The sequence below is a fragment of the Streptomyces sp. NPDC030296 genome, assembly GCF_055572815.1.
Map to the genome: position 1 here is coordinate 160844 of NZ_JBVICQ010000014.1, position 20182 is coordinate 181025.

14 protein-coding genes and 2 pseudogenes are annotated in these 20182 nt (G+C 72.4%); 9 read left to right on the forward strand and 7 right to left on the reverse strand.

The window, feature by feature from the left end:
- Positions 1-312: 312 nt before the first annotated feature.
- The 6 genes and pseudogenes from ACZ4Z3_RS33730 to serC all read left to right on the forward strand — a co-directional run.
- Positions 313-1519 (forward strand): annotated as a pseudogene (locus ACZ4Z3_RS33730) (sensor histidine kinase); the annotation flags it as partial.
- Positions 1520-2888: 1369 nt separating this feature from the next.
- Positions 2889-3290 (forward strand): annotated as a pseudogene (locus tag ACZ4Z3_RS33735) (roadblock/LC7 domain-containing protein); the annotation flags it as partial.
- A gap of 140 nt (positions 3291-3430) precedes the next feature.
- The gene (locus ACZ4Z3_RS33740) at positions 3431-3778 is read left to right on the forward strand and encodes a DUF742 domain-containing protein (RefSeq protein WP_055541466.1); all 348 of its coding nucleotides are present in this window, start codon (positions 3431-3433) and stop codon (positions 3776-3778) included.
- Entirely contained in the window at positions 3759-5036 is a 1278-nt protein-coding gene (locus tag ACZ4Z3_RS33745) for a cytochrome P450 (protein ID WP_468504600.1), read from the forward strand. The genes ACZ4Z3_RS33740 and ACZ4Z3_RS33745 overlap by 20 nt, the downstream gene beginning before the upstream one ends.
- A 133-nt stretch (positions 5037-5169) precedes the next feature.
- Entirely contained in the window at positions 5170-8856 is a 3687-nt protein-coding gene (locus ACZ4Z3_RS33750; RefSeq protein ID WP_468504601.1) for an NACHT domain-containing protein, read from the forward strand.
- Positions 8857-8866: 10 nt separating this feature from the next.
- Positions 8867-9985, forward strand: coding sequence for a phosphoserine transaminase (serC, locus tag ACZ4Z3_RS33755; protein WP_468504602.1), 1119 nt, complete (start codon positions 8867-8869; stop codon positions 9983-9985).
- A 91-nt stretch (positions 9986-10076) separates the two neighbouring features.
- On the opposite strand, the gene ACZ4Z3_RS33760 is transcribed toward serC, so the two are convergent.
- The 5 genes from ACZ4Z3_RS33760 to ACZ4Z3_RS33780 all read right to left on the reverse strand — a co-directional run bounded on the left by ACZ4Z3_RS33760 (position 10077) and on the right by ACZ4Z3_RS33780 (position 15875).
- Positions 10077-11684 carry an alpha/beta hydrolase gene (locus ACZ4Z3_RS33760; protein ID WP_468504603.1) on the reverse strand — a complete coding sequence of 536 codons (1608 nt, stop codon included), beginning with the start codon at positions 11682-11684 and terminating at the stop codon, positions 10077-10079.
- A 279-nt stretch (positions 11685-11963) separates the two neighbouring features.
- Entirely contained in the window at positions 11964-12212 is a 249-nt protein-coding gene (locus ACZ4Z3_RS33765; protein WP_468504604.1) for a hypothetical protein, read from the reverse strand.
- A gap of 62 nt (positions 12213-12274) precedes the next feature.
- A complete protein-coding gene (locus ACZ4Z3_RS33770; RefSeq protein WP_468504605.1) occupies positions 12275-13804 on the reverse strand; it encodes a cellulase family glycosylhydrolase in 1530 nt (509 codons plus the stop codon).
- Positions 13805-13965: 161 nt separating this feature from the next.
- Entirely contained in the window at positions 13966-14862 is an 897-nt protein-coding gene (locus ACZ4Z3_RS33775) for an ABC transporter permease (RefSeq protein ID WP_468504606.1), read from the reverse strand.
- Entirely contained in the window at positions 14859-15875 is a 1017-nt protein-coding gene (locus ACZ4Z3_RS33780) for an ATP-binding cassette domain-containing protein (RefSeq protein ID WP_468504607.1), read from the reverse strand. Before ACZ4Z3_RS33780 ends, ACZ4Z3_RS33775 begins: the two co-directional genes overlap by 4 nt.
- A gap of 88 nt (positions 15876-15963) precedes the next feature.
- Between ACZ4Z3_RS33780 and ACZ4Z3_RS33785 the strand changes: the two genes are divergently transcribed.
- Complete coding sequence (locus ACZ4Z3_RS33785) at positions 15964-16794, forward strand: TetR/AcrR family transcriptional regulator (RefSeq protein ID WP_468504608.1); 831 nt, start codon at positions 15964-15966, stop codon at positions 16792-16794.
- A gap of 1 nt (position 16795) precedes the next feature.
- Here the strand turns inward: ACZ4Z3_RS33785 and ACZ4Z3_RS33790 are convergent, their stop codons facing one another.
- Positions 16796-17536, reverse strand: a complete 741-nt coding sequence (locus ACZ4Z3_RS33790) for a VOC family protein (RefSeq protein ID WP_468504609.1) — start codon at positions 17534-17536, stop codon at positions 16796-16798.
- Positions 17537-17606: 70 nt separating this feature from the next.
- A complete protein-coding gene (locus ACZ4Z3_RS33795; RefSeq protein ID WP_468504610.1) occupies positions 17607-18617 on the reverse strand; it encodes a WD40 repeat domain-containing protein in 1011 nt (336 codons plus the stop codon).
- Between the two features lie 146 nt (positions 18618-18763).
- Here ACZ4Z3_RS33795 and ACZ4Z3_RS33800 point away from each other — a divergent pair, with 146 nt between their 5' ends.
- A complete protein-coding gene (locus tag ACZ4Z3_RS33800) occupies positions 18764-19447 on the forward strand; it encodes a GDSL-type esterase/lipase family protein (RefSeq protein WP_055541463.1) in 684 nt (227 codons plus the stop codon).
- Positions 19448-19558: 111 nt separating this feature from the next.
- Complete coding sequence (locus ACZ4Z3_RS33805) at positions 19559-20146, forward strand: Uma2 family endonuclease (RefSeq protein WP_468504611.1); 588 nt, start codon at positions 19559-19561, stop codon at positions 20144-20146.
- Positions 20147-20182 lie beyond the last annotated feature (36 nt).

Genomic DNA, 20182 nt, shown 5'->3' on the forward strand with positions numbered 1-20182 from the left:
CCGCGCCCCGGCCGCCGGCCGCTCCGCCGCGGGCCCGGACCCTGCCCCTGCTCGCGTCTCCCCTGGACCTTCCATCCCCCCAGCATGCATCCCACCACTGACAGTGACCACGCGGTGACGGCGGGCCGGTACCGGGGCGATGGCCGGATTCTGGGGAGCTAACCGGAAACCGCCCGACCCCCGTCACGAACTCTCATATAGTGACGCCCAATTGAGCACCAGGTGTCGCTTCTCGCACAGGAACCGACCGTGTTACCGAGACCAGGAACCGACTGAGTTACCGAGTCCAGAACCGACCGAGGACAGCAGACCATGACCGCGCCCAGCCCCCCACGCCCTCCGGGCGACCGCCCAGCGCTCCGCTCAGTCCTGCCCCTGCCCCTGGTCACCGCAGTGCTCGCCGCCGCCGCGGCCGGCGGTTCGGTCGCGCTGGCACCCGCGTCCTTACGGGTCCCGGTGGCGGGTGGCGCGGGCGGCGCCGCCCTGCTGCTGACGCTCGCCGTGGCGGTCGCCGTCCACGCCCGGCAGTCGGCCCGGTCGCTGCGGCACCGCCTCGACGCCGTGTCCCGTGAGACCGGGATGCTCCTCCAGGAACGGGCCCGGATGACGGCCGAGTTCGGGCAGGAACGGGCGCGGCTCACCGAGGAGTTCCTCCAGGACCGCGCAAGGATCGCCGCCGACTACGCCCGCGAACGGACCCGGCTCACCGCCGAACTGGACCACGAGCGCGGCCGGCTCGCCGACGAGCGCGCCCAGCTGGAGACCAAGGCCGAGGAGGAGAGGTCCCGTCTCCTCGACCGCGCCCGGCAGGCCGAGACCGAGCGCACGGCCGCCCTCGCCGTCACCGCCAACGTGGCCGGCCGGATGCAGGCCCTCGCCACCGGCACCCTCGCCGACCTGCGCGCCATGGAGGAGCGCCACGCCGACGAGGACGTCCTCGCCGACCTGCTCCACCTCGACCACCGCACCGCCCAGGCGGGCCGCCTCGCCGACTCCGTCGCCGTCCTCGCGGGCGCCCGCTCCGGGCGCCGCTGGGCCAAGCCCATCCCCATGGAGTCGATCCTGCGGGGCGCGATGGGGCGCATCGGCGCCTACCGCCGGGTGCGGCTGCACTCCTCCAGCGAGTCCGCCGTCGCCGGGCACGCCGCCGAGGGCGTGATGCACGCGCTCGCCGAACTCCTCGACAACGCGGCGAACTTCTCGCCGCCGACCGCCGAGGTCCACGTCTACGTCGAGGAGGTCCCGGCCGGCGTCATCATCTCCGTCGAGGACGCGGGCCTCGTCATGAGCGACGTCCAGCTGCGGCGCGCCGAGCGCGCCGTCTCCGGCGAGGACGCCGAGCTCACCGGCCTCACCGGCACCCGCCTCGGTCTCGCCGTCGTCGGCCGCCTCGCCCGCAAGCACGGCCTCAAGGTCTCCTTCCGCCCCTCCGCCCGCGGCGGCACGGGCGTCCTGATGCTGGTCCCGCAGGACGTGCTGGCCGGTACGGTGCCGTCGGCGGGGGCGCCCGCGAAGACCCCGGCCCCCACGGACGAGCGGGCACCCGCGTACGCCGAGCGGTCGACGCCGTACGCCGCCGTGCCCGCACCGCACGACCTGGACGACGAACCGACGCCGACCCACGAGTCCCCGTACGGCGCCGCCCCCGGCCCCGAGGAGCCCCCGACGGGCCCCGGCGGCCTCCCCCGGCGCCGCCGCGGCCGGTCCCTCGCCGAGGCCGAGGCCCGCACGCGCGCCCAGAGCGCCGACGCCCCGCCGGCCCGCGACTCCCGGCCCGCCGAGGACGCCAGCACCGGCGCCGTCCGCTTCAGCAGCTTCCGCCGCGCCGTCCGCGGCACGAGCGGCCTCGACCAGGCCTTCGTCCAGGGCACGTCCACGGACGACGAACCGTCCACGGGCCTCCACCGGGCCGCGGAGGGGGCGGAGCACCGGGAGAACACGGGGCGGCCGGAGCACAGCGGGAGCCTTGAGCGGTCGGACGGCACGGAACCGCCGGGAACGCCCGGTGCGCCGATCGCGACGTGCACGCCGCTCACGCGACCGGCAGCGGGATTCCTTCCGGACCCCGGAGGGGAGAGCCTCCCGGAACCCGTACGGGACGGACTGCCGGGCCCCGTACGGGAGGCCCGGTCGGAGTACGGATCGGAGTACGTACGGGAACTCCTGCCGGAACCCCTGCGGGAGCCGGTGCGCGAGCCCCTGGGCGAGCCGGTGGCCGACCCGGGCCCGGACGCGCCGACCCCGCCGCCCGGCGCGGCCGTACCGCCGCTCGCGCTGGAGCCCGCGCGGGAACCCGAGTGGGGTGTCGCCCGGGGGGCGACCTGGGAGACGTCCCCGGCGCCGGAGCCCGAGTGGGAGCCGACCGCTCCCGTACCGGATCCCGGTTGGGAGCCGGAGCCCGTGCGCGGCGCGCGGTGGGAGTTCGAACCGGTACGGGACGAGCCGTGGCAGCCGGGACTCCCCCGGATCCCGCTCCGGGAATCCGAGCCGGTCCAGGACACCCCGTGGCAGGCCCAGCCCGCCCGGACCCCGCCGCACGAGCCCGAGCCGGGCCAGGAGACCCGGTGGCAGGCCGAACCCACCCGGACCTCACCGCAGGAGCCCGAGCCGGGCCAGGTGGTCCCGTGGCAGGCCGAGCGCGGGCCGGAATCCGAGTCGGTGCGGGACATCCAGTGGCAGTTGGACGCGTTGCGGGAGCTGGCCCGGGATCCCCTGCGGGACGCCCGGCCCGCGCCGGCCGACGACAACACGCCCTCCGTCCACGCGCCGTCGTCCCACGCCCCCGTGGCCCCCACACCCCCGTACCCGGGCCCCGGCAGCACCGGCGCCGCACCCGTCCCCCGTCCGGACCCCCATCCGCATCCCGACCTGGAAGGCGACCCCACCCCATGACCGGCACCGGCACCACCGCCGACGACAGGCTCACCTGGCTCATGGAGGGTTTGCTGGAACGCACTCCGGGCGCCCGGCACGCGCTCGTGCTCTCGCGGGACGGGCTGAAGCTGTGCCGTACGCCGGAGCTGTCCGTGGACCAGGCGGACCAGCTCGCCGCGATCGCCGCCGGCATGCAGTCGCTGTCCCACGGCGCCTCCGTGGAGTTCGGCGACGGCAGCGGCGGCGTGCGGTCGGCGATGGCGGAGTTCCACGGCGGGGTCCTGTTCATCGTGGAGGCGGGCGAGGGCGCGCATCTGGCCGTCGTCACGGACGAGGAGGCCGACGCGGGTCTCGTCGGACACACCATGAGCGAACTGGTGGAGCAGCTGGGCGAACACCTCAGCGCCCGCCCGCGCCACCGGCCGGAAGCACCCGCGGACCCGAACGCGCCCACCCGGTCGACCACGCCGGCCCCGGCCCCCACCGCACCCGCTTCCCCCGCGACGACGGCGTCCACCTCGGCTGCTTCGGCTACGGTTCTGGCGCCCCGTACGTCATGAGCCGGCCCGGCAGGGACGACCTGCCCGACCGGCTGTACACCCTCACCGGAGGACGCAGCCGGTCCGCGCCCGGCACCCCCTTCGACCTGGTCACCCTGGTCACCGCCGAGTCGCAGCCGGTCCCGGGGATGCAGTCGGAGCACACGGCGATCCTGCGGCTGACGGAACGGCCCACGGCCGTCGTGGAGATCGCCGCCGGGCTGGGGCTGCCGGTGAGCATCACCAAGGTGCTGCTGTCCGACCTCCTCGCCGCGGGCCGGGTCAGCGCCCGGCACCCGCACAAGGCCACGCTGATCGATCTGGACATCCTGGAGCAGGTACTAGTTGGACTTCGCAACCTCTGAGCACGGCGGGGACGGCCGGACGCCCGGCCCCGGGCCCGGCAGCGTCCCCGTCGCCCTCACCGGCGCCCGCTTCCACGGAAACCCCTCCGTCCTCTACCGCGAACTGCGGCAGGAGCACGGCGAGGTCGTCCCCGTGCTGCTCGACGGGAACGTACCGGCGTGGCTGGTACTCGGCTACCGCGAGCTGCACCAGGTGACGAGTGACCCGGAACTGTTCAGCAGGGACTCCGGGTTGTGGAACCAGTGGCCGAACATCCCCGCCGACTGGCCCCTGTTGCCGGTGATCAGCCGGGAGCAGCCGTCGATCCTCGGCTCGGTCGGCGAACGGCACCGGCGGCGGGCCGCGCTGCTCGGTGAGGCGCTGGAGGCGGTCGACGCGTTCACGCTGCGCCGCCACGCCGAGCGGTTCGCGGACGAGCTGCTCGACGCGGTGTGCGGGGCGGGCACCGCCGATCTCGTCGCGCAGTACGCGGCGCTGCTGCCGGTCCGTGTGCTGGCGTACCTCTTCGGTTTCCCGGAGGAGCAGGGGCCGGATCTGGTCGCCGCGTTGACCGACATCCTCGACGGGCAGGGCCGGGCGCGGGCCGCCGAGGCGGGGCTGACGGCGGCGATGACCCGGCTGGTGGCGGAGCGGCGGGAGCGGCCCGCGGACGACGTGGTGTCCCGTCTGCTGGCGAACGCCTCCGCCCACGGCTTCTCCGTCGAGGAGGTCACGCACGACGTGATGGTCATGCTGGCCGCGGGACACCAGCCGACCACCGACTGGATCGGCAACTCCCTGCGGCTGATGCTGACCGACGAGCGGTTCGCGGCCTCCCTGTTCGGCGGGCGCAGCAGTGTCGCGGAGGCCATGAACGAAGTGCTGTGGGAGGACGCCCCCATCCAGAACGCGGCCGGCCGCTGGCTCTCCCGCGACACCCGGCTCGGCGGCCGTGCCCTGCGCGCCGGCGATCTCGTCGTCCTGGGCCTCCAGGGCGCCAACTCCGACCCCCGCGTGCGCACCCACGGCTCCGCGCTCACCGGCGGCAACAACGCGCACTTCTCCTTCGGGCACGGCGAGCACCGCTGCCCGTTCCCGGCGCGGGAGATCGCCGAGGTCATCGCGCGGACCGGTATCGAGGTGGTCCTGGACCGGCTGCCGGACCTCGACCTCGCCGTACCGGAGGAGACCCTCGTCCGGCGGCCCTCGCCCTGGCTGCGGGGGCTGGTGGAGCTGCCGGTGCGGTTCTCACCGTCGCCCGCGGTCGGCGGCCGGTGACCCGGGCCGCGTCGAGTGGCGGGGTCGGGCCCCTGCTGGTGAACTGAAGGCAGGGATCCCTCCGCCTCGACATCCCGCGCCCGGAAGCGTCGGCCCCCGGCCGATCCCGGCCGAGCCGACGGAGTGGTGGTCGATGGGATACGCACTCCACCCGCACAAGGTCAAGATCGTCACGGGACCACCGCAGGCGGGCCCTCTCCACGAGTTCTGGGCGCATCTCCGACGCCCCTTCGTCTCAGTGTTCTGGCATCTCCGCTGCCGCTGGCTGCTGCACCGGGGCGTCACCCGTGCCGGGCGGTGGTGGAACCCGCCGTTCACGACGGCGCTGGTGGCGCTGGTGGCCGTGCTGACGGCGGGGCTCGTGGTGTGGGCGGTCCTGGCGGTGTTGGACCTCACCGGCACGCAGAAGGTGGTGAAGCGCTTCGGGCCGCAGGGGATGTGCGATCACGGAAACGCCGCGGCGTGCGACACCGTCAGCGGTGTCGCGATGCCGTTGCTGCTGTTCGCCGCCTCCACGCTCCTCTTCCTCTCCTGGCGCCTCTGGCAGGTCCGCCGCTACTGCACGAACCAGGCCCGGCACGACCCCGGGCGGCTGGTGCAGACGGCCGGGAGTCTGATGGACGAGGTGGTCGGACGGGACCAGCTCTGCAACGCCATCATGAAGAACCTCAACGACAAGAAGGTCCGCCGTCCCCACGTCATCGTCGGGGGCGTCGGCGTCGGCAAGACCGCGCTGCTGGTCCGGCTGGCCCAGAAGCTCGCCGCGGTGGGGGCGGTGCCCATCCCCGTACGGCTGCGGGACGTGCAGGGCGACGAGCCGCTGGACTTCGCCGAGTTGGCGCTGGTCCGGTTCCGGGAGGTCGTGCGGGCGAAGGTGCGGTCCGAGGGCGAGGTCGACCGGATCTGGCGGTGGCTCAGACAGCGGGCGGACCGGATCGTGGTCCTCGCCGACGGTCTGGAGGAGGCGTTCGCCGAGGACGACCTGACCGGCCGCCGGGACAATCTGATCCGGGACGCGATCCGCCGGGCCGGCGAGGAGGGGCTGCCGCTCGTCATCGCGTCGCGCCCGCACGACCCGCTGCGCGCGATGCAGGCGGCCGTGTCGGAGTTGGAGCCGCTGAGCAACGAGGCGGCGTTGCGGTACATCGCCGGAAGCGGCAGCTGGCGCGCCGACCTGACCGTGCTGGACCGCATCGTGGAGGCCGCCGACATGGCGGAGTCCCCCATCTATCTGAAGATCGCCAGGGATCTGCACGCTCAGGACCTGCTGGAACCCCTGTGGGACGGCGGTGGTGACCAGGACCTCCAGCTGTACGACAGCTGGCGGCTGCGGGCGGAGCTGATGGGGGCGTGGATCCACGCGCTGGTCGACGGGAAGGTCCACCCCGAGCTGCCGATCGACCACGACACGAGGCTGGCGGTGGTGGAGTACATCTCGGCGCTCGCGTGCGTGGGGCTGGCCTCGGACAGCGCCGACGTGGGCCTCGGGGAACTGGGCTCGGCCCTCGGGGAGGCGGACAGCGCGTCGTGGGGCCGGGGGTTCGGGATGCGGGCCGCCCCGAACACGGAGTGGAACCGGCGGGTCGCCCGCAGCCTGGACCAGCGGATGGCGGATCTGCGGTGGCGCCCGCGGACGTACGCCCTCCGCCGGGGAGCCCCTTGGACGGTGCGGCAGCATCCCTGCCAGGAGGCGCTGGGCGACGCCGACTGGTGGGTCGGGCCCCGGATCGACATCAGGATCGCCGCGACCTGGGGCACGCGGATGGGGCTGGTCCACGAGAGCGGCGACAAGGTCCGCTTCCAGCACAGCATCGTGCAGGCGTATCTCGGCTCCCGGTTCCTCGACGAGATGTTCCGGACCCCGGACCCGGTGGGCCCGCCCCCACACACCGCCGAGGCCCCCTCGCCCGACGCGCACGTGGCGCGGGCGCTGCGGCAGGGCGGGCGGGAGCTGCTCATCGCGCTCACCCTGTACTCCCGCTCCCGCAAGGGGCGGTGCGTGTGCGGCCCGTCCGGGGCGGGACGGCGGGACTGCCCCGTCGACCGGATGCGGATGCTGCTGACCACGCAGGCCAAGGACCTGCTGAGCGAGGCGGCCGAGACCTGGCAGGCGGTCGGGCGGCTGAGCGACGAGGGGATGCCGGACGACCGCGGCAGTCCCCGACTGCGGGCGCTGGAGAGCTACGGCGCGGCCGTGGAGATCGACAGTGTCGGGAGCGCGCCCCGCCAGGAGGACCTCATGACGGAGATCGAGCGGGACTGGCACCGGCTCGGCCGGAACGAGGACCCCGCGCGGCTGCGGGAGGCGAAGCTCGCGCTGGTGAAGCAGTGCGGGACGGCCGTGCGCCGTCTGGCCGCCGTGCGCAGCCGCGCGCCCGGCGACGAGCATCCGGCGTACCCGGTGTACGAGGTGATGTTCCGGATCGGCCGCAAGGAGACGGACCGACGGGTGCGGGAGGCGCTGGTGAAGGAGGTCGGTGCGGGCGGCGAACCGGCGTACCAGGCGCTGTGCCGCAGGCTCGCCGAGGCGTGCTCCTCCGTCGAGGTCGGGCAGCGCCGGTGCCGGGTGAGCCGGATGCCCGCGTCGCCGGACGAGGTGGACGGGCACCGCTCGTTCGAGTGGGATCTCGCGGAGCGGCGGGAGCGGGAGGAGCGCAGGGCGGCGGAGGAGGAGGCCCTGACGGAGAAGGGCAGATGGAGCTGCAACACCATGCGGGCCTGGCTGCTGCCGCTGCTGGTGGACTCGTCGATGATGGCGCGGCGCCAGGCCAGCCCCCGTGACGACCTCGACAACTGGGTGCGGGCGGCCACCGGGGCGGTCGGCGCCCCGATCGACGAGGACGGGCCCGGCGCCCCCATCGGTCTGGGGGTGGCGCTGGCCCAGGGCTTCAAGTTCGCCGCCAACCGGCGGCCGGGGCCCGGCGCGAACCGCCGGGCCCGGGAGTTCCTCGTCAAGCAGGCGCAGGAGCTGCTGAAGCAGAGCACCTTCTGGTACACGCGGCTGACGCTGCTGCACGCCCTGACGCTGTGGAGCCTGCCCGACGACGTCACCGCCGACCAGCCGATGCGCGGCCCCGGTTCCGATCCGAGGGGGCAGGTGCGGGAGTGGCTGGCGCTGGGCGACGGGGGCCGCACGGAGCATCCGCTGGTGGCGGGGACGGCGAAGCTGGCGGTGCGGGCGCTGCAGACGCGGCGGCCGGAGCGGTTCCTGTGGATCGACGAGGCGGCCGTGGCGTCCTGCATCGGCACCGAGGTGGGGCTGCCGGGCGAGCAGCGCGCCCACAACCTGTGGATACCGCCGTCCACCGGCTGGAGCACCCTGGACCCGAGGGCGCAGCAGCTGCTCGCGGACGTTCTGCTGCTGATGGTGCTGGGTGAGCGGGCGCACCGCCCGAAGGACGCGTTCCGCATCCTGGACCTGTGTGCGCGGGAGCCGACGCAGATGCCGTCGTGCGTCCGCAAGGACCGCACCCGGCTGAGCCCGGTCCGCGGGGCGGAGCGCGCGACACAGCCCGGCTCGAACTGCACGGACGACTGCCGGCTGAAGATGTGCCCGTATCCGGCCAAGGTGGAGAGCCTGCGCATGGAGTTCAGCGAGGTCTTCTGCCTGCACCAGCGGGACATGCTGAAGAAGTGGCAGCCGTGGGCGTGGGCCGCGCTGCGGTTCCGGCGGGAGGCCCCGTGGCAGCGCGGGGTGCCGGTCGCCGGGATGCGCCGGTTCTGGGACCAGATGAGCGACCGGGCCCGCGACATCGACCCCGGCGCGGGCCCCGTCTCATCGGCCGGACGACGTTTCGCCCAGGTTTCGCGGAGCCGATAGGCTCGCACCCGTGGCTGATATCCAGATCCCCGCTGACATCAAGCCCGCCGACGGACGTTTCGGCGCTGGCCCCTCCAAGGTGCGGACGGAGGCGCTGGACGCCCTGGCCGCGACCGGCACCTCCCTGCTCGGCACCTCCCACCGCCAGGCCCCGGTGAAGAACCTGGTCGGCCAGGTGCGCGAGGGCATCAGCGAGCTGTTCTCCCTGCCCGAGGGCTACGAGGTGGTCCTCGGCAACGGCGGCTCCACCGCGTTCTGGGACGTCGCGACGCACGGCCTGATCGAGAACAAGAGCCAGCACCTGACCTTCGGCGAGTTCAGCTCGAAGTTCGCCAAGGCCGCCAAGCTCGCCCCGTGGCTGGCCGAGCCGACCGTGGTCTCCTCCGACCCCGGCACGCACCCGGAGCCGGTCGCGGAGGCGGGCGTCGACGTCTACGCCTTCACCCACAACGAGACCTCCACCGGTGTCGCCGCCCCGATCAAGCGGGTGGCCGGTGCCGACGAGGGCGCCCTCGTCCTGGTCGACGCCACGTCCGGCGCGGGCGGTCTGCCCGTGGACATCGCCGAGACGGACGTCTACTACTTCGCCCCGCAGAAGTCCTTCGCCTCCGACGGCGGCCTGTGGATCGGTGTGTTCTCCCCGGCCGCGATCGAGCGCGCCGAGCGGATCCACGCGAGCGGGCGGCACGTCCCGGAGTTCTTCTCGCTGCCGACGGCGATCGACAACTCCCGCAAGAACCAGACGTACAACACCCCGGCGCTCGCCACGCTGTTCCTGCTGAACCAGCAGCTGGAGTGGATCAACGGCCAGGGCGGTCTCGCCTGGTCCACGGCCCGCACGAAGGACTCCTCGACCCGCCTGTACGGCTGGGCGGAGGAGTCCAAGTACGCGACGCCGTTCGTCTCGGACCCGGCCAAGCGCTCGCAGGTCATCGGCACGATCGACTTCGCCGACGAGATCGACGCCGCGGCCGTCGCCAAGGCCCTGCGCGCCAACGGCGTCGTCGACACCGAGCCGTACCGCAAGCTCGGCCGCAACCAGCTGCGCGTCGCGATGTTCCCGGCGATCGACCCGGCGGACGTCGAGGCCCTCACGAAGTGCGTCGACTACGTGATCGAGAAGCTCTAGCCGTTCAGCGGTACGACGCCGAAGGGCGCCCGGTGCGGTCACCGGGCGCCCTTCGTGTCGTCCTACGGGGTGTTGCCCGTGTCGTGCGGAATCAGCCGCGGAAGCCGAGGATGCCGTGCAGGGCGGCACCGCCCGTCGCGGTGGACGCACCCGACTGCGCCGACATCTTCTGCGCGGCCTGCGGCTTCGGGTCCGGCAGCTTCTTGCAGACGGCGTCGATCTGGCCCTTGCCGTGCGGCACCTTGCCGTTGCTCAGGTAGGTCGCCAGGTACTTGTCGAGGCAGGAGTTGCCGCTCAGCGAGATGCCGTGGTTGCCGCCGCCCTGCTCGACGACCAGGCTGGAGTTCTTGAGCAGCTTGTGGACGGTGAGGCCGCCCTGGTACGGGGTGGCCGCGTCGTCCGTCGCCTGGAACAGCAGCGTCGGCGGGAGCTTGGAGTTGGCGACGTTCACCGGCTTGAGGGTCTTGGTCGGCCAGAACGCGCACGGCGCGTTGTACCAGGCGTTGTTCCAGGTCATGAAGGGCGCCTTCTTGTAGACGGCCCAGTTGTCCTTCTGCCACGTGCTCCACTTGCGCGGCCAGGCCGCGTCACGGCACTGCACGGCGGTGTAGATGCTGTAGCCGTTGTCGCCGGAGGCGTCGACGGCGGCGATGTTCTGGTACGCCTCGACCAGCGGCTCGGCGTTCTTGTCGCCCACGTAGGCGGCGAACGCCTCGGCGAGCGTGGGCCAGTAGCCGTTGTAGTAGCCGCCGGGGATGAAGATGTCCTCCAGCTCGGAGGCGCCCACCTTGACCTTGCCGCCCACGGGCTTCTTGGCGAGGTCGGCCCGCATGGCGTACCACTCGGCCTCGATCTTGGCCGGGTCGGTGCCGAGCTTGTAGGTGGCGTTGTTCTTGGCGATCCACTTCATGAGCGCCTTGTGGCGCTTGTCGAAGGCGTAGTCCTGGTCGAGGTTGTCCTCGTACCAGACGCCCGTCGGGTCGACTATGGAGTCGAGCACCAGGCGGCGCACGCGGTCCGGGTACTGCTTGGCGTAGACGGCGCCGAGGTAGGTGCCGTACGAGTAGCCGAAGTAGTTGATCTTCTTGGCGCCGAGCGCCTTGCGGATCGCGTCCATGTCCTTCACGGCGTTGGCCGTGTTGATGTGCGGCAGGACGTCCTTGTACTTGGCGGCGCAGGCCGCGGCGAAGGACTTGGCGCGGTCGAGGTTCGCCTTCTCCAGGGCGGGCGTGCTGGGCACGGAGTCCGGGCGCACCGGGTTGAAGTAGCCCGGCTTGCAGTTCAGGGCGGGCTTGCTGGCCCCCACGCCGCGCGGGTCGAAGCCGATGACGTCGTACTGGGACGCGACGGCCTTGGGCAGGGAGCCGGCGACGAAACCGGCCAGGCCCAGGCCACTGCCGCCGGGGCCACCGGGGTTGACCAGCAGCGGGCCCTGGTACTTCTTCGCGGTGTGCGGCACGCGGGACAGGGCCAGCGTGATCTTCTTCCCGCCCGGCTTGGCGTAGTCCAGCGGCACCTTCACCGACGCGCACTGCATCGTCGGGGCGCCGTCCGTGGCGCACTTCTTCCAGGAGACCTTCGCGGCGGCGACCTGCACGGTGTTCACGGAGTCCGGCGCGCTGGCGCTGGCGGGGGCGGCTGCGAGCGTCCCGGCCAGTACGACGGTGGCGCCGCTGAACACGGCTGCGCTTCTCTTCATGGAGTTCTCTCTGAACAGTGATGGGGGGTTCCAGGTCCGCGAGGTTCGCGGCCCGTGCCGCATGGTTCCTGAAGATCACGCCGCGCATAGAAGATTCGACCAAGACTTGACTGAATTGAGTCATTGGAATTACTCAAATTGCCCACAGACAACGCCAGTTGCCCGCAACCGGGACAACCGTCCACCGCCCCGAGCGCTCCCGGACTCTCTACGCTGTGCTCATGCACCCGGCGATCAGGGGGGCGCTCGGCGTCTTGAGTGTCTCGTCGCGCTGGCCGTTCAGATTTCGCGGGGCGGGGACGAGGCGGGGTCCGGGACGGGCGCGAAGGCGGCGTGGGTCGCGGACGGCCGGGACGGTACGGGCAGCGCGTGGTTCATCGCGTACACGCAAGGCGCGAAGGGCCCCCGGTCGCCGTGGCCGTCCGCGTCGAGGACCAGCCGTCCGGGGCGGGCCCCCGAAAGGCCGCCGCACCGGCCGTCGCCGTCGGAGAGAGGCTGCTCGCCGCCCTTTCCTGAACGGCTGCACACCGGCCTTCCCTGAACGGCTGCAAGCCGACGGGGCGCCCGGCGGTCACCGGGCGCCCCTCCGTTCAGGTCGCCGTGCAGCTCACGCTCGGCACACCCCCGCCCCCGGGCGTGCCCCCGAAGCCGAGGGTCGCCGAGGCGCCCGCGGCGAGGGCGCCGTTGTGGGCGGCGTTCGTCGCGGTGACCGTCGCACCGCTCTGGGTGTACGACGCGTTCCACATGTTCGTGACCTTCTGGGAGCCGCTCCAGGTCCACGTGACCTTCCAGGACTTGAGCGCGGTCGTCCCGCTGTTGGTCACCTTCACCTCGGCGTTGAAGCCGCCGCCCCAGTCGCTGCTGACGGTGTAGACGGCGGCACAGGCGGGTGTCCCGCCGCCGGGGTCACCGGGGCCGCCGGGATCGCCGGAGCCGCCGCCCGGCGGGAAGCCCGGCGCCTTGATGCTCGTCAGATAGCCGTCCTTCACCGTGTCGACGGTCTGCCAGTCGTCCTTCAGGATGCCGCCGGTGTCACCGGAGTTGGGGTTCCAGGACCAGAAGGTCCAGTGGAAGGAGTCGTTGCCGTACGTCGAGGTGGAGCGGAGGTAGGTCACCAGGGCGGCCAGCCAGCGCTGGTCGACCGTGGCCTGGAGGGTCGTACCGAACTCGCCCACCCAGACGGGGGCGATGTTCTGCTTGAAGATGTAGCCCCAGTACCGGTCCCAGACGCCGGGCATGTTGTTGGGGAAGTCGGGGTCGCTGAACCAGCTCTGCTGGGCCACGCTGGTGGCGTAGTCGTGCGCGGAGTAGACGAGCCGGTTCGGCACGTCGAGCCGTACGGGGTGGTCGGCGACGCCCATCAGGTTGCCGCCCCACCAGCCCGAGACTCCGTTGTACGACTGGACGCCCTCGACGAGGACCAGCAGGTCGGGGTTGGCGGCGAGCACCGCGTTACCGGCGCGTTCGGCGGCGAGGCGCCAGTCCTTGGAGGTGTCGCCGCAGCCCCAGCAGGCGGGGTCGTGCGGCTCGTTGTGGAGGTCGATGCCGATGACGGTGGAGTCGCCCTTGTAACGGGTCGCGAGGGCCTTGAGGTTGGCGATCCACGTCGACTCGGGGACCGTCGGGGTGTACCAGAGCGCCGACTGGCCCGCCGCGTCCGGGCGGTGCCGGTCGAGGATGATCTTCAGCCCGCTCCGCCCGGCGTGCGCGACCATCTTGTCCAGGACCTGGAGCGAGGTCAGACCACGCAGATCGGTGTTCTTGCCGTCGAAGTTGAGACTGTCGGGCATGGTGCCCGGCTTGAGGATGTCGTCGCTGTAGGGGATGCGCAGGGTGTTGTAGCCCAGCGACTTGATCTGGTCGATCATGCTCTTGTAGTCGCGGGACCACAGGCCGTGGGGCACGTGGTTGGCGGTCTCGAAGCCGAACCAGTTGATGCCGGCGATCCGCACCGACTGGTTGTTCGCGTCGAGGATCTGGCGCCCGTTGGTGTGCCAGTAGCCGGCACCGGCGGCGGCCTCGGCCGCCGCGGCCGACGGGGCACCGCCGGCCAGCGGCAGCACCAGCACGGCGGCGGCCGCACACAGGGCGCCCAGAGTTCTCCGTAAGCTGCGGAACATGACGCTGCTTCCTCCTCGGGAGGCGCGGGTCCGGAACGGATGGGAGCGCTCCCATCACCCGCACCCCCATGGAAGACAGGCCACATGGACACGTCAAGGCGTCCGACGCCTCATTGTGCGCCGGACGCCTCTCGGTGCGGCCCGGAGGCCATCGGCCGGGGTCAGCGGCTCAGCCTCCGGAACCTGCGCACCGCCAGCGGCAGGAAGACCAGCGTGAGCACCACCGGCCACACGCCCGCCATCAGCAGCGCGTGCCGCTCGATCCAGGAGTCACCGCCGACCGGCGTGCCGAACAGCTCGCGGGTGGCGGCCGCCGTGGAGGAGAGCGGGTTCCAAACGGCGACCCAGCCGAGCCAGTCGGGCATGAGCTGGGGGGCCACGTAGATGCTGGAGATCATGGTCAGTGGGAAGGCGACCGCGAAGAGGCCGCCCGCCGCCTCCGGGTTGGGCACCAGGAGGCCGAGCCAGACCCCGATCCAGATCAGCGCGAACCGCAGCCACAGCAGCAGACCGAACGCGGCCAGGAAGCCGAGGCCGGCGTCGGGGCGCCAGCCCATCGCCAGCGCCGTCAGCATCATGATGGCCAACTCCGCGCAGGCGACCAGCAGATCGGTCACCCCGCGCCCGGCGACCACCGCTGACGGCGCCATCGGCATGGAGCGGAAGCGGTCGATGACGCCCTTGGTGGAGTCGTGGACGACGAGGGTCGCGGTGTTGATGAACCCGAAGGCCATCGTCATCGCGAACATGCCCGGCATCAGGAAGTCCCGGTAGTCGCCGCCGCCGGGCACCCGCACGGCGCTGCCGAAGACATAGCCGTAGAGGAGGACCGACAGGATCGGGAAGCCCAGCTGCCAGGCGATGTTGACCGGCTGGCGCCGGTAGTGGGTGAGCCCGCGCCGGACGATGTTCCCGACGTCGGCGAGCAGCCAGTACGTACGGCTTCGGACGGGGAGGTCGGTGAGGTCGGTCAGGTCGGTGAGGTTCACGGCGCCGGAGCCGGTTGCGGTGCTCGGGCGGACGTCAGGGCTGACGCGGGCGCTCATGCGGGTGCTCATGCGGCGGCCTCCTTCGGCTGCGGCGCGGCCGGCGGGGTGTCCCGCACGCCGGGCGGTTCGGTGCGGTGCCCGGTCAGCCGCAGGAACACGTCGTCCAGGCTGGGCCGGCGCAGGCCGATGTCCTCGACGGCGACGCCCTCGTCCTGGAGCGTGCGGGCCACTTCCGTCAGGGCGTTCACCCGGTCGGTCACCGGCGCGTGCACACGCAGCTCGGTCTCGTCCGCCTCCGGTTCGCCGTCGGCGACACGGGCGATGACCTTCACGGCGCGCGGGATGTCGGCGCGGTCGGCCAGGACGACCTCGACACGGTCGCCGCCCACGGTGTTCTTCAACCCGTCGGGGGTGTCGTCCGCGATGGCCCGGCCCTGGTCGATGACGGTGATGCGGGAGGCCAGCCTGTCGGCCTCCTCCAGGTACTGCGTGGTGAGCAGGACCGTCGTGCCGCCCGCGACCAGCGCCCGCACCGAGTCCCAGACCTCGCCCCGGCTGCGCGGGTCGAGGCCGGTGGTCGGCTCGTCCAGGAAGAGGACGGCCGGGGCGAGGATCATCGAGGCGGCGAGGTCCAGCCGGCGCCGCATACCGCCGCTGTACGTGCCGACGCCCTTGTCGGCGGCGTCGGCGAGATCGAACCGTTCGAGCAGTTCGGCGGCGCGCAGCCTCGCCCTCCGGCCGCCGAGATGAAAGAGCCGGCCGAACATCTCCAGGTTCTGCCGGCCCGTCAGCACCTCGTCCACGGCCGCGTACTGGCCGGTGAGGCCGATCCTCGCCCGGACCTCGCGGGGCCGCCGGGCCACGTCGAGCCCGGCGACCGTCGCCCGCCCACCGTCCAGCCGGACGAGAGTGGACAGGATGCGGACGGCCGTGGTCTTGCCCGCGCCGTTCGGGCCGAGGAGGCCGTGGACCGTGCCCTCGCGGACGGCCAGGTCGAAGCCGTCGAGCGCGCGTTTCTCGCCGTACCGCTTCTCCAGGCCCTCCGCCCGCACCGCGTACCCGTCGCCGTTTCCGTCGCTCATGGGTCCCCCCTTCGCTAGAACTGAGTACACCGTACCCGATTGCGCGTACGTCGTACTCAGTTTTTTCGGCGGGACTTAGACTCGGCACATGACAAGCAGTGAGGGCGGTACGCAGACCAGCGGCAGCGGCGACATCGTCCGTACGCTCGAACTGCTGTGGGACACGGGGCGGCGCCCCAGCCGGGGCCCCAAACCGGGGCTCACCCTGGAGCGGATCGTGGAGGCGGCGGTCCGGGTCGCGGACGCGGAGGGGCTGGAGGCCGTGTCGATGCGGCGGGTCGCCACGGAGCTGGGGACCGGCACGATGTCGCTGTACCGCTACGTCCCCGGCAAGGCCGAACTGCTCGACCTGATGCTGGACCGCGTGCAGCGCCCCTCCGACGATCCGGCCGGCCTCGGGGACGGCGGCTGGCGGTCCGCGCTGGAGGCCCTGGGCCGGGCGACCCTCGCGCTCTACCGCCGCCACCCCTGGCTGCTCCAGGTCAACCAGTGCCGGCCGATCCTCGGGCCCAGCGCGCTGGACGGCATGGAGAAGGTGCTCTCCCGGATCAAGTCCATGGGCCTGACCGACCCCGAGCTGGTCTCCGCGATCATCGCGGTCGACGGCTATGTGGTCGGGGCCGCCCGCACCCAGCTCTACGAGGCGGAGGTGGAGCGGCGCACCGGGCTCACCGACGCGGAGTTCTGGGCGGCGCAGGCCCCCCTGCTGGAGAAGTTCATGGCGTCCGGGCGCTACCCGATGCTGGCCGGGCTGTCGGAGGACGCGTTCGGCCGGGACTTCGACCACTTCGAGTTCGGGCTCCAGCGGATCCTCGACGGCCTGGAGGCCCTGGTGGCCCGGCGGGCCGGGGACCGGGCCGGAGACAAAGAAGGGGACGAGGGCCGCAGCGGCAGCCGGGGCGGTGGCGGGGCCGACTGAGTCAGTGCGGGGCCAGGACGCAGAACTCGTGACCCTCCGGGTCGGCGAGGCAGGTCCACGGGACGTCGCCCTGGCCGACGTCGAGGTCGGTGGCGCCGAGGGCCCGCACCCGGTCGACCTCCGCCGCCTTGTCGTCACCGGGGTGGGGCAGCAGGTCGAGATGGACGCGGTCCGGCACGGTCTTCACGCCGGGCGTGCGCAGGAACTCCAGATACGGGCCGACCCCCTGGGCGGAGCGCAGCACCGCGTGGTCGTCGGTCACCTCGTGCAGCGTCCAGTCGATCGCCTCGCCCCAGAACCGCGCCATGGCCCGCGGGTCCGCGCAGTCGACCACCACCGCGGCGATCGGCCCGGTGTCCCGGTAGACCTCGCGGGGCTCCAGCACACAGAACTCGTTGCCCTCCGGGTCGGCGAGGACCGTCCACGGCACGTCGCCCTGGCCGACGTCGGCGGGGGTCGCGCCGAGCTTGCGCAGCCGCGCGACCAGTTCCGTCTGCTGGGCGGCCGAGTGGGTGGCGATGTCGAGGTGCACCCGGTTCTTCGTGGGCGTCTTGGGGTCCGGCACGGGGACGACGTCGACCCCGAGGGCGACCGGATGCGGCCAGACGAGCCCGCCGGCGGGGCCGACGTAGGTGACGGCACCGGGGCGGTAGGCGGTCCAGCCGAGCGCCTCCGCCCAGAACCGGCCGACCGCCGGGGCGTCGACGGCCTTGACGATCACGTGAACGGGTCGCAGCGCCATGCCGCCGATCCTATGCAGCGGCGTACGGCCCGCCGGGAGACCGGCTGACCGCCCGTCGGGGAACGCCCCGTCAGGACGGGCGGCGCAGCACGCGTTTGAAGCCCCAGAGGACGACGACGGCGCCGACGACGGCGATCGCGCCGACCTTGAGGCCCGAGCCGGTGCCGTCGGCGTCCTGCCCGGCGGACGAGCCGCCCTTGTCGGAGGAGGACGAGCCGGAGCCGCCGTTGCCGCCGGAGCCGCCGCCGGCGACGTCGCGGGCGACGACCGTGCTGCCGGCGCCCTCACTGCCGTACATGATCTTCTTGCCGTCGGTGGTGTACGTGAGGGACTCGCCCTGCCGTTGCAGGGGCACGCTCAGCCGGTCGGCCGTCTCGATCTTCCCGCCGTTCCAGTCGTAGAGGATCGCGCCGAAGTACGAGCGCAGGGCGAGGTGCTTGCCGTTCGGCGAGAACGCCCCGTCGGTGACCTCCAGATCGGGTACGGAGGCGACCTTCCTGAAGATGTTCGTGCCGGACGCGGAGAGTTCGGCCGGGCCCTCGTACAGCGAGCCCCCCGCCTCGTCCTTGTCGGCGATGTAGACCCGCCCGGTCTTCGGGTGCACCATCAGCGCCTCCGCGTCCCGCGCCCCGTCCTCGTACTTCACGACGTACTGGGTGGCCTTGAGCGTCTGGTCCTTGAGCTGCTTGGGCTCCGGCAGCTCGTAGATCCACACGTACTGCCAGGTCCCGCCGAGGTTGTCGCCGATGTCGCCGACGTAGAGGTGGTTGTCCGGGCCGATGGAGATCGCCTCGACGTCCCGCGGTGTGCCGACACCGGTCAACGTCACCGTGGCGACCGTCTTCCCGGTCCTGCCGTCCACGGCGTACAGGAACGCGCCGTCGTCGCTGTCGTTGTGCGTCCAGTACACGCCGGGGTGCTGACGCGAGGCCGCGAGACCGCTGGACTCGGTGATCCTCGGGTCCTTCACCGTGAAGTTGCCGTCGTCGGCGGCCGCGGGCACGGCCGGTACGGCGGCGAGCAGAGCGCCGGCGATCACGGCGAGACCGGCGAGGAGGGGACGGCGGGATGGTCGGCGCATGCCTCCCACCCTGCCATGCCGCCGCGCGGGGCGGGGGTGGTCGAGCTTCGCGGGCCGGCCGGGGTCCCGCACCACGTGGTGATGCTCACAGGGGTGTGTGACCCAGTCCCTCCTACCGATGGGTAGCGATCGTTCATGATGAGCCCATGCTCAGGTTCATGCCCGTAGGCGACTCCATGACGATCGGGAGCGCGGGCGAACACACGTGGCGCTACCGGCTCTGGCAGCACCTGTGCGCGTCGCACGACGGCCCCTTCCGGATCGTCGGCCCGCGCGAGTCGCTCCACGACAAGGCGACCGACGCCCCGACGTCGTACGAGTACGCCGACGGCGACCCCCGTTTCCCCCGCGCCCACCTGGCCGGCTGGGGCGAGGGCTGGCTGCACATGGCCCCGCTGATCGCCGACGCGGTCCGCGCCCATCGCGCGAACGTCCTCCTTGTCTCCCTCGGCCTCATCGACCTGGGCTTCTACACGGACGCCGAGCAGACCATCGAGAACACCCGCCGCTTCGTCGCCGCCGCGCGCGAGGCCGACCCGCGCGTCCGCATGGTGCTCCTGCCGGTCATCCCGAATGTCCGCGCCGAGGGCGACGCCGCCTTCGCCGCCCAGGTGGCCCGCTTCAACGAGCTCCTCGCCAAGACGGCCGCCGACCTCGACGAACCCCGCTCCGAGCTGCTCCTCGCGTCCCCGCCCCCGGCCTACGACATCCACCTGGACACCTACGACGGCACCCACCCCAACGCCTCCGGCGAACACCGCATCGCGGCGGCCTTCGCGAACGCGATGCACGAGGCGTGGGACCTGGGCGGTCCGTACGAGCTGCCGTAGGCGCGGCGGCGCAACCGAGTTCCGCGGTACCGCACGTGACCTGGTCACCGTGCGTATCGTTGCACCGCGCGGCTGTTCGCGACCCAGCGGCAGCCGGGGAGGAGCGCCACGATGACCGTCCTTGACGACAGGATCGAGATGGCCGAGCACAACGGCGAACTCACGCTCGACACCATGTTCGAGTGGCTGGAGCAGATGCCCGTCCCCGAGGGATTCAAGGTCGAGATCGTCGAGGGGGCCATCTTCATGTCGCCGCAGCGGGACACGCACTGGGAGATCATCCTGGACATCATCGAACAGTTGCGCACCGCATACCCGCGCAAGCGTCTGAAGTCCGACGTCCGTATCGACTATCCGGGCCACCTCAACGGGTTCTCGACCGACGTGACCCTGATGTCCCGCGACGCCGTCAGGGACCCCAAGGGCCTGTGGAGCTGCGAGGACGTCGAGTTCGTCGCCGAGGTCATCTTCCAGGGCACCGCGGCCAACGACTACGGCCCCAAGAAGACGGCCTACGCGACCGCCGAGGTCCCCGTCTACCTGATCGCGGACCCGTACCAGGGCAAGTGCCACGTGTACCGGAATCCCAAGCAGGGGGAGTACGTCATCGAGACGACCGTCCCGTTCGGCTACGAGCTGGACCTCACCGACACCGTCGTCGGCCTCACCCTCAAGACCGACGAGTTCCCCCGCGACTGAGCCGCGGCCCGGCCTCGCCAAGGGGCCGTCAAGGTG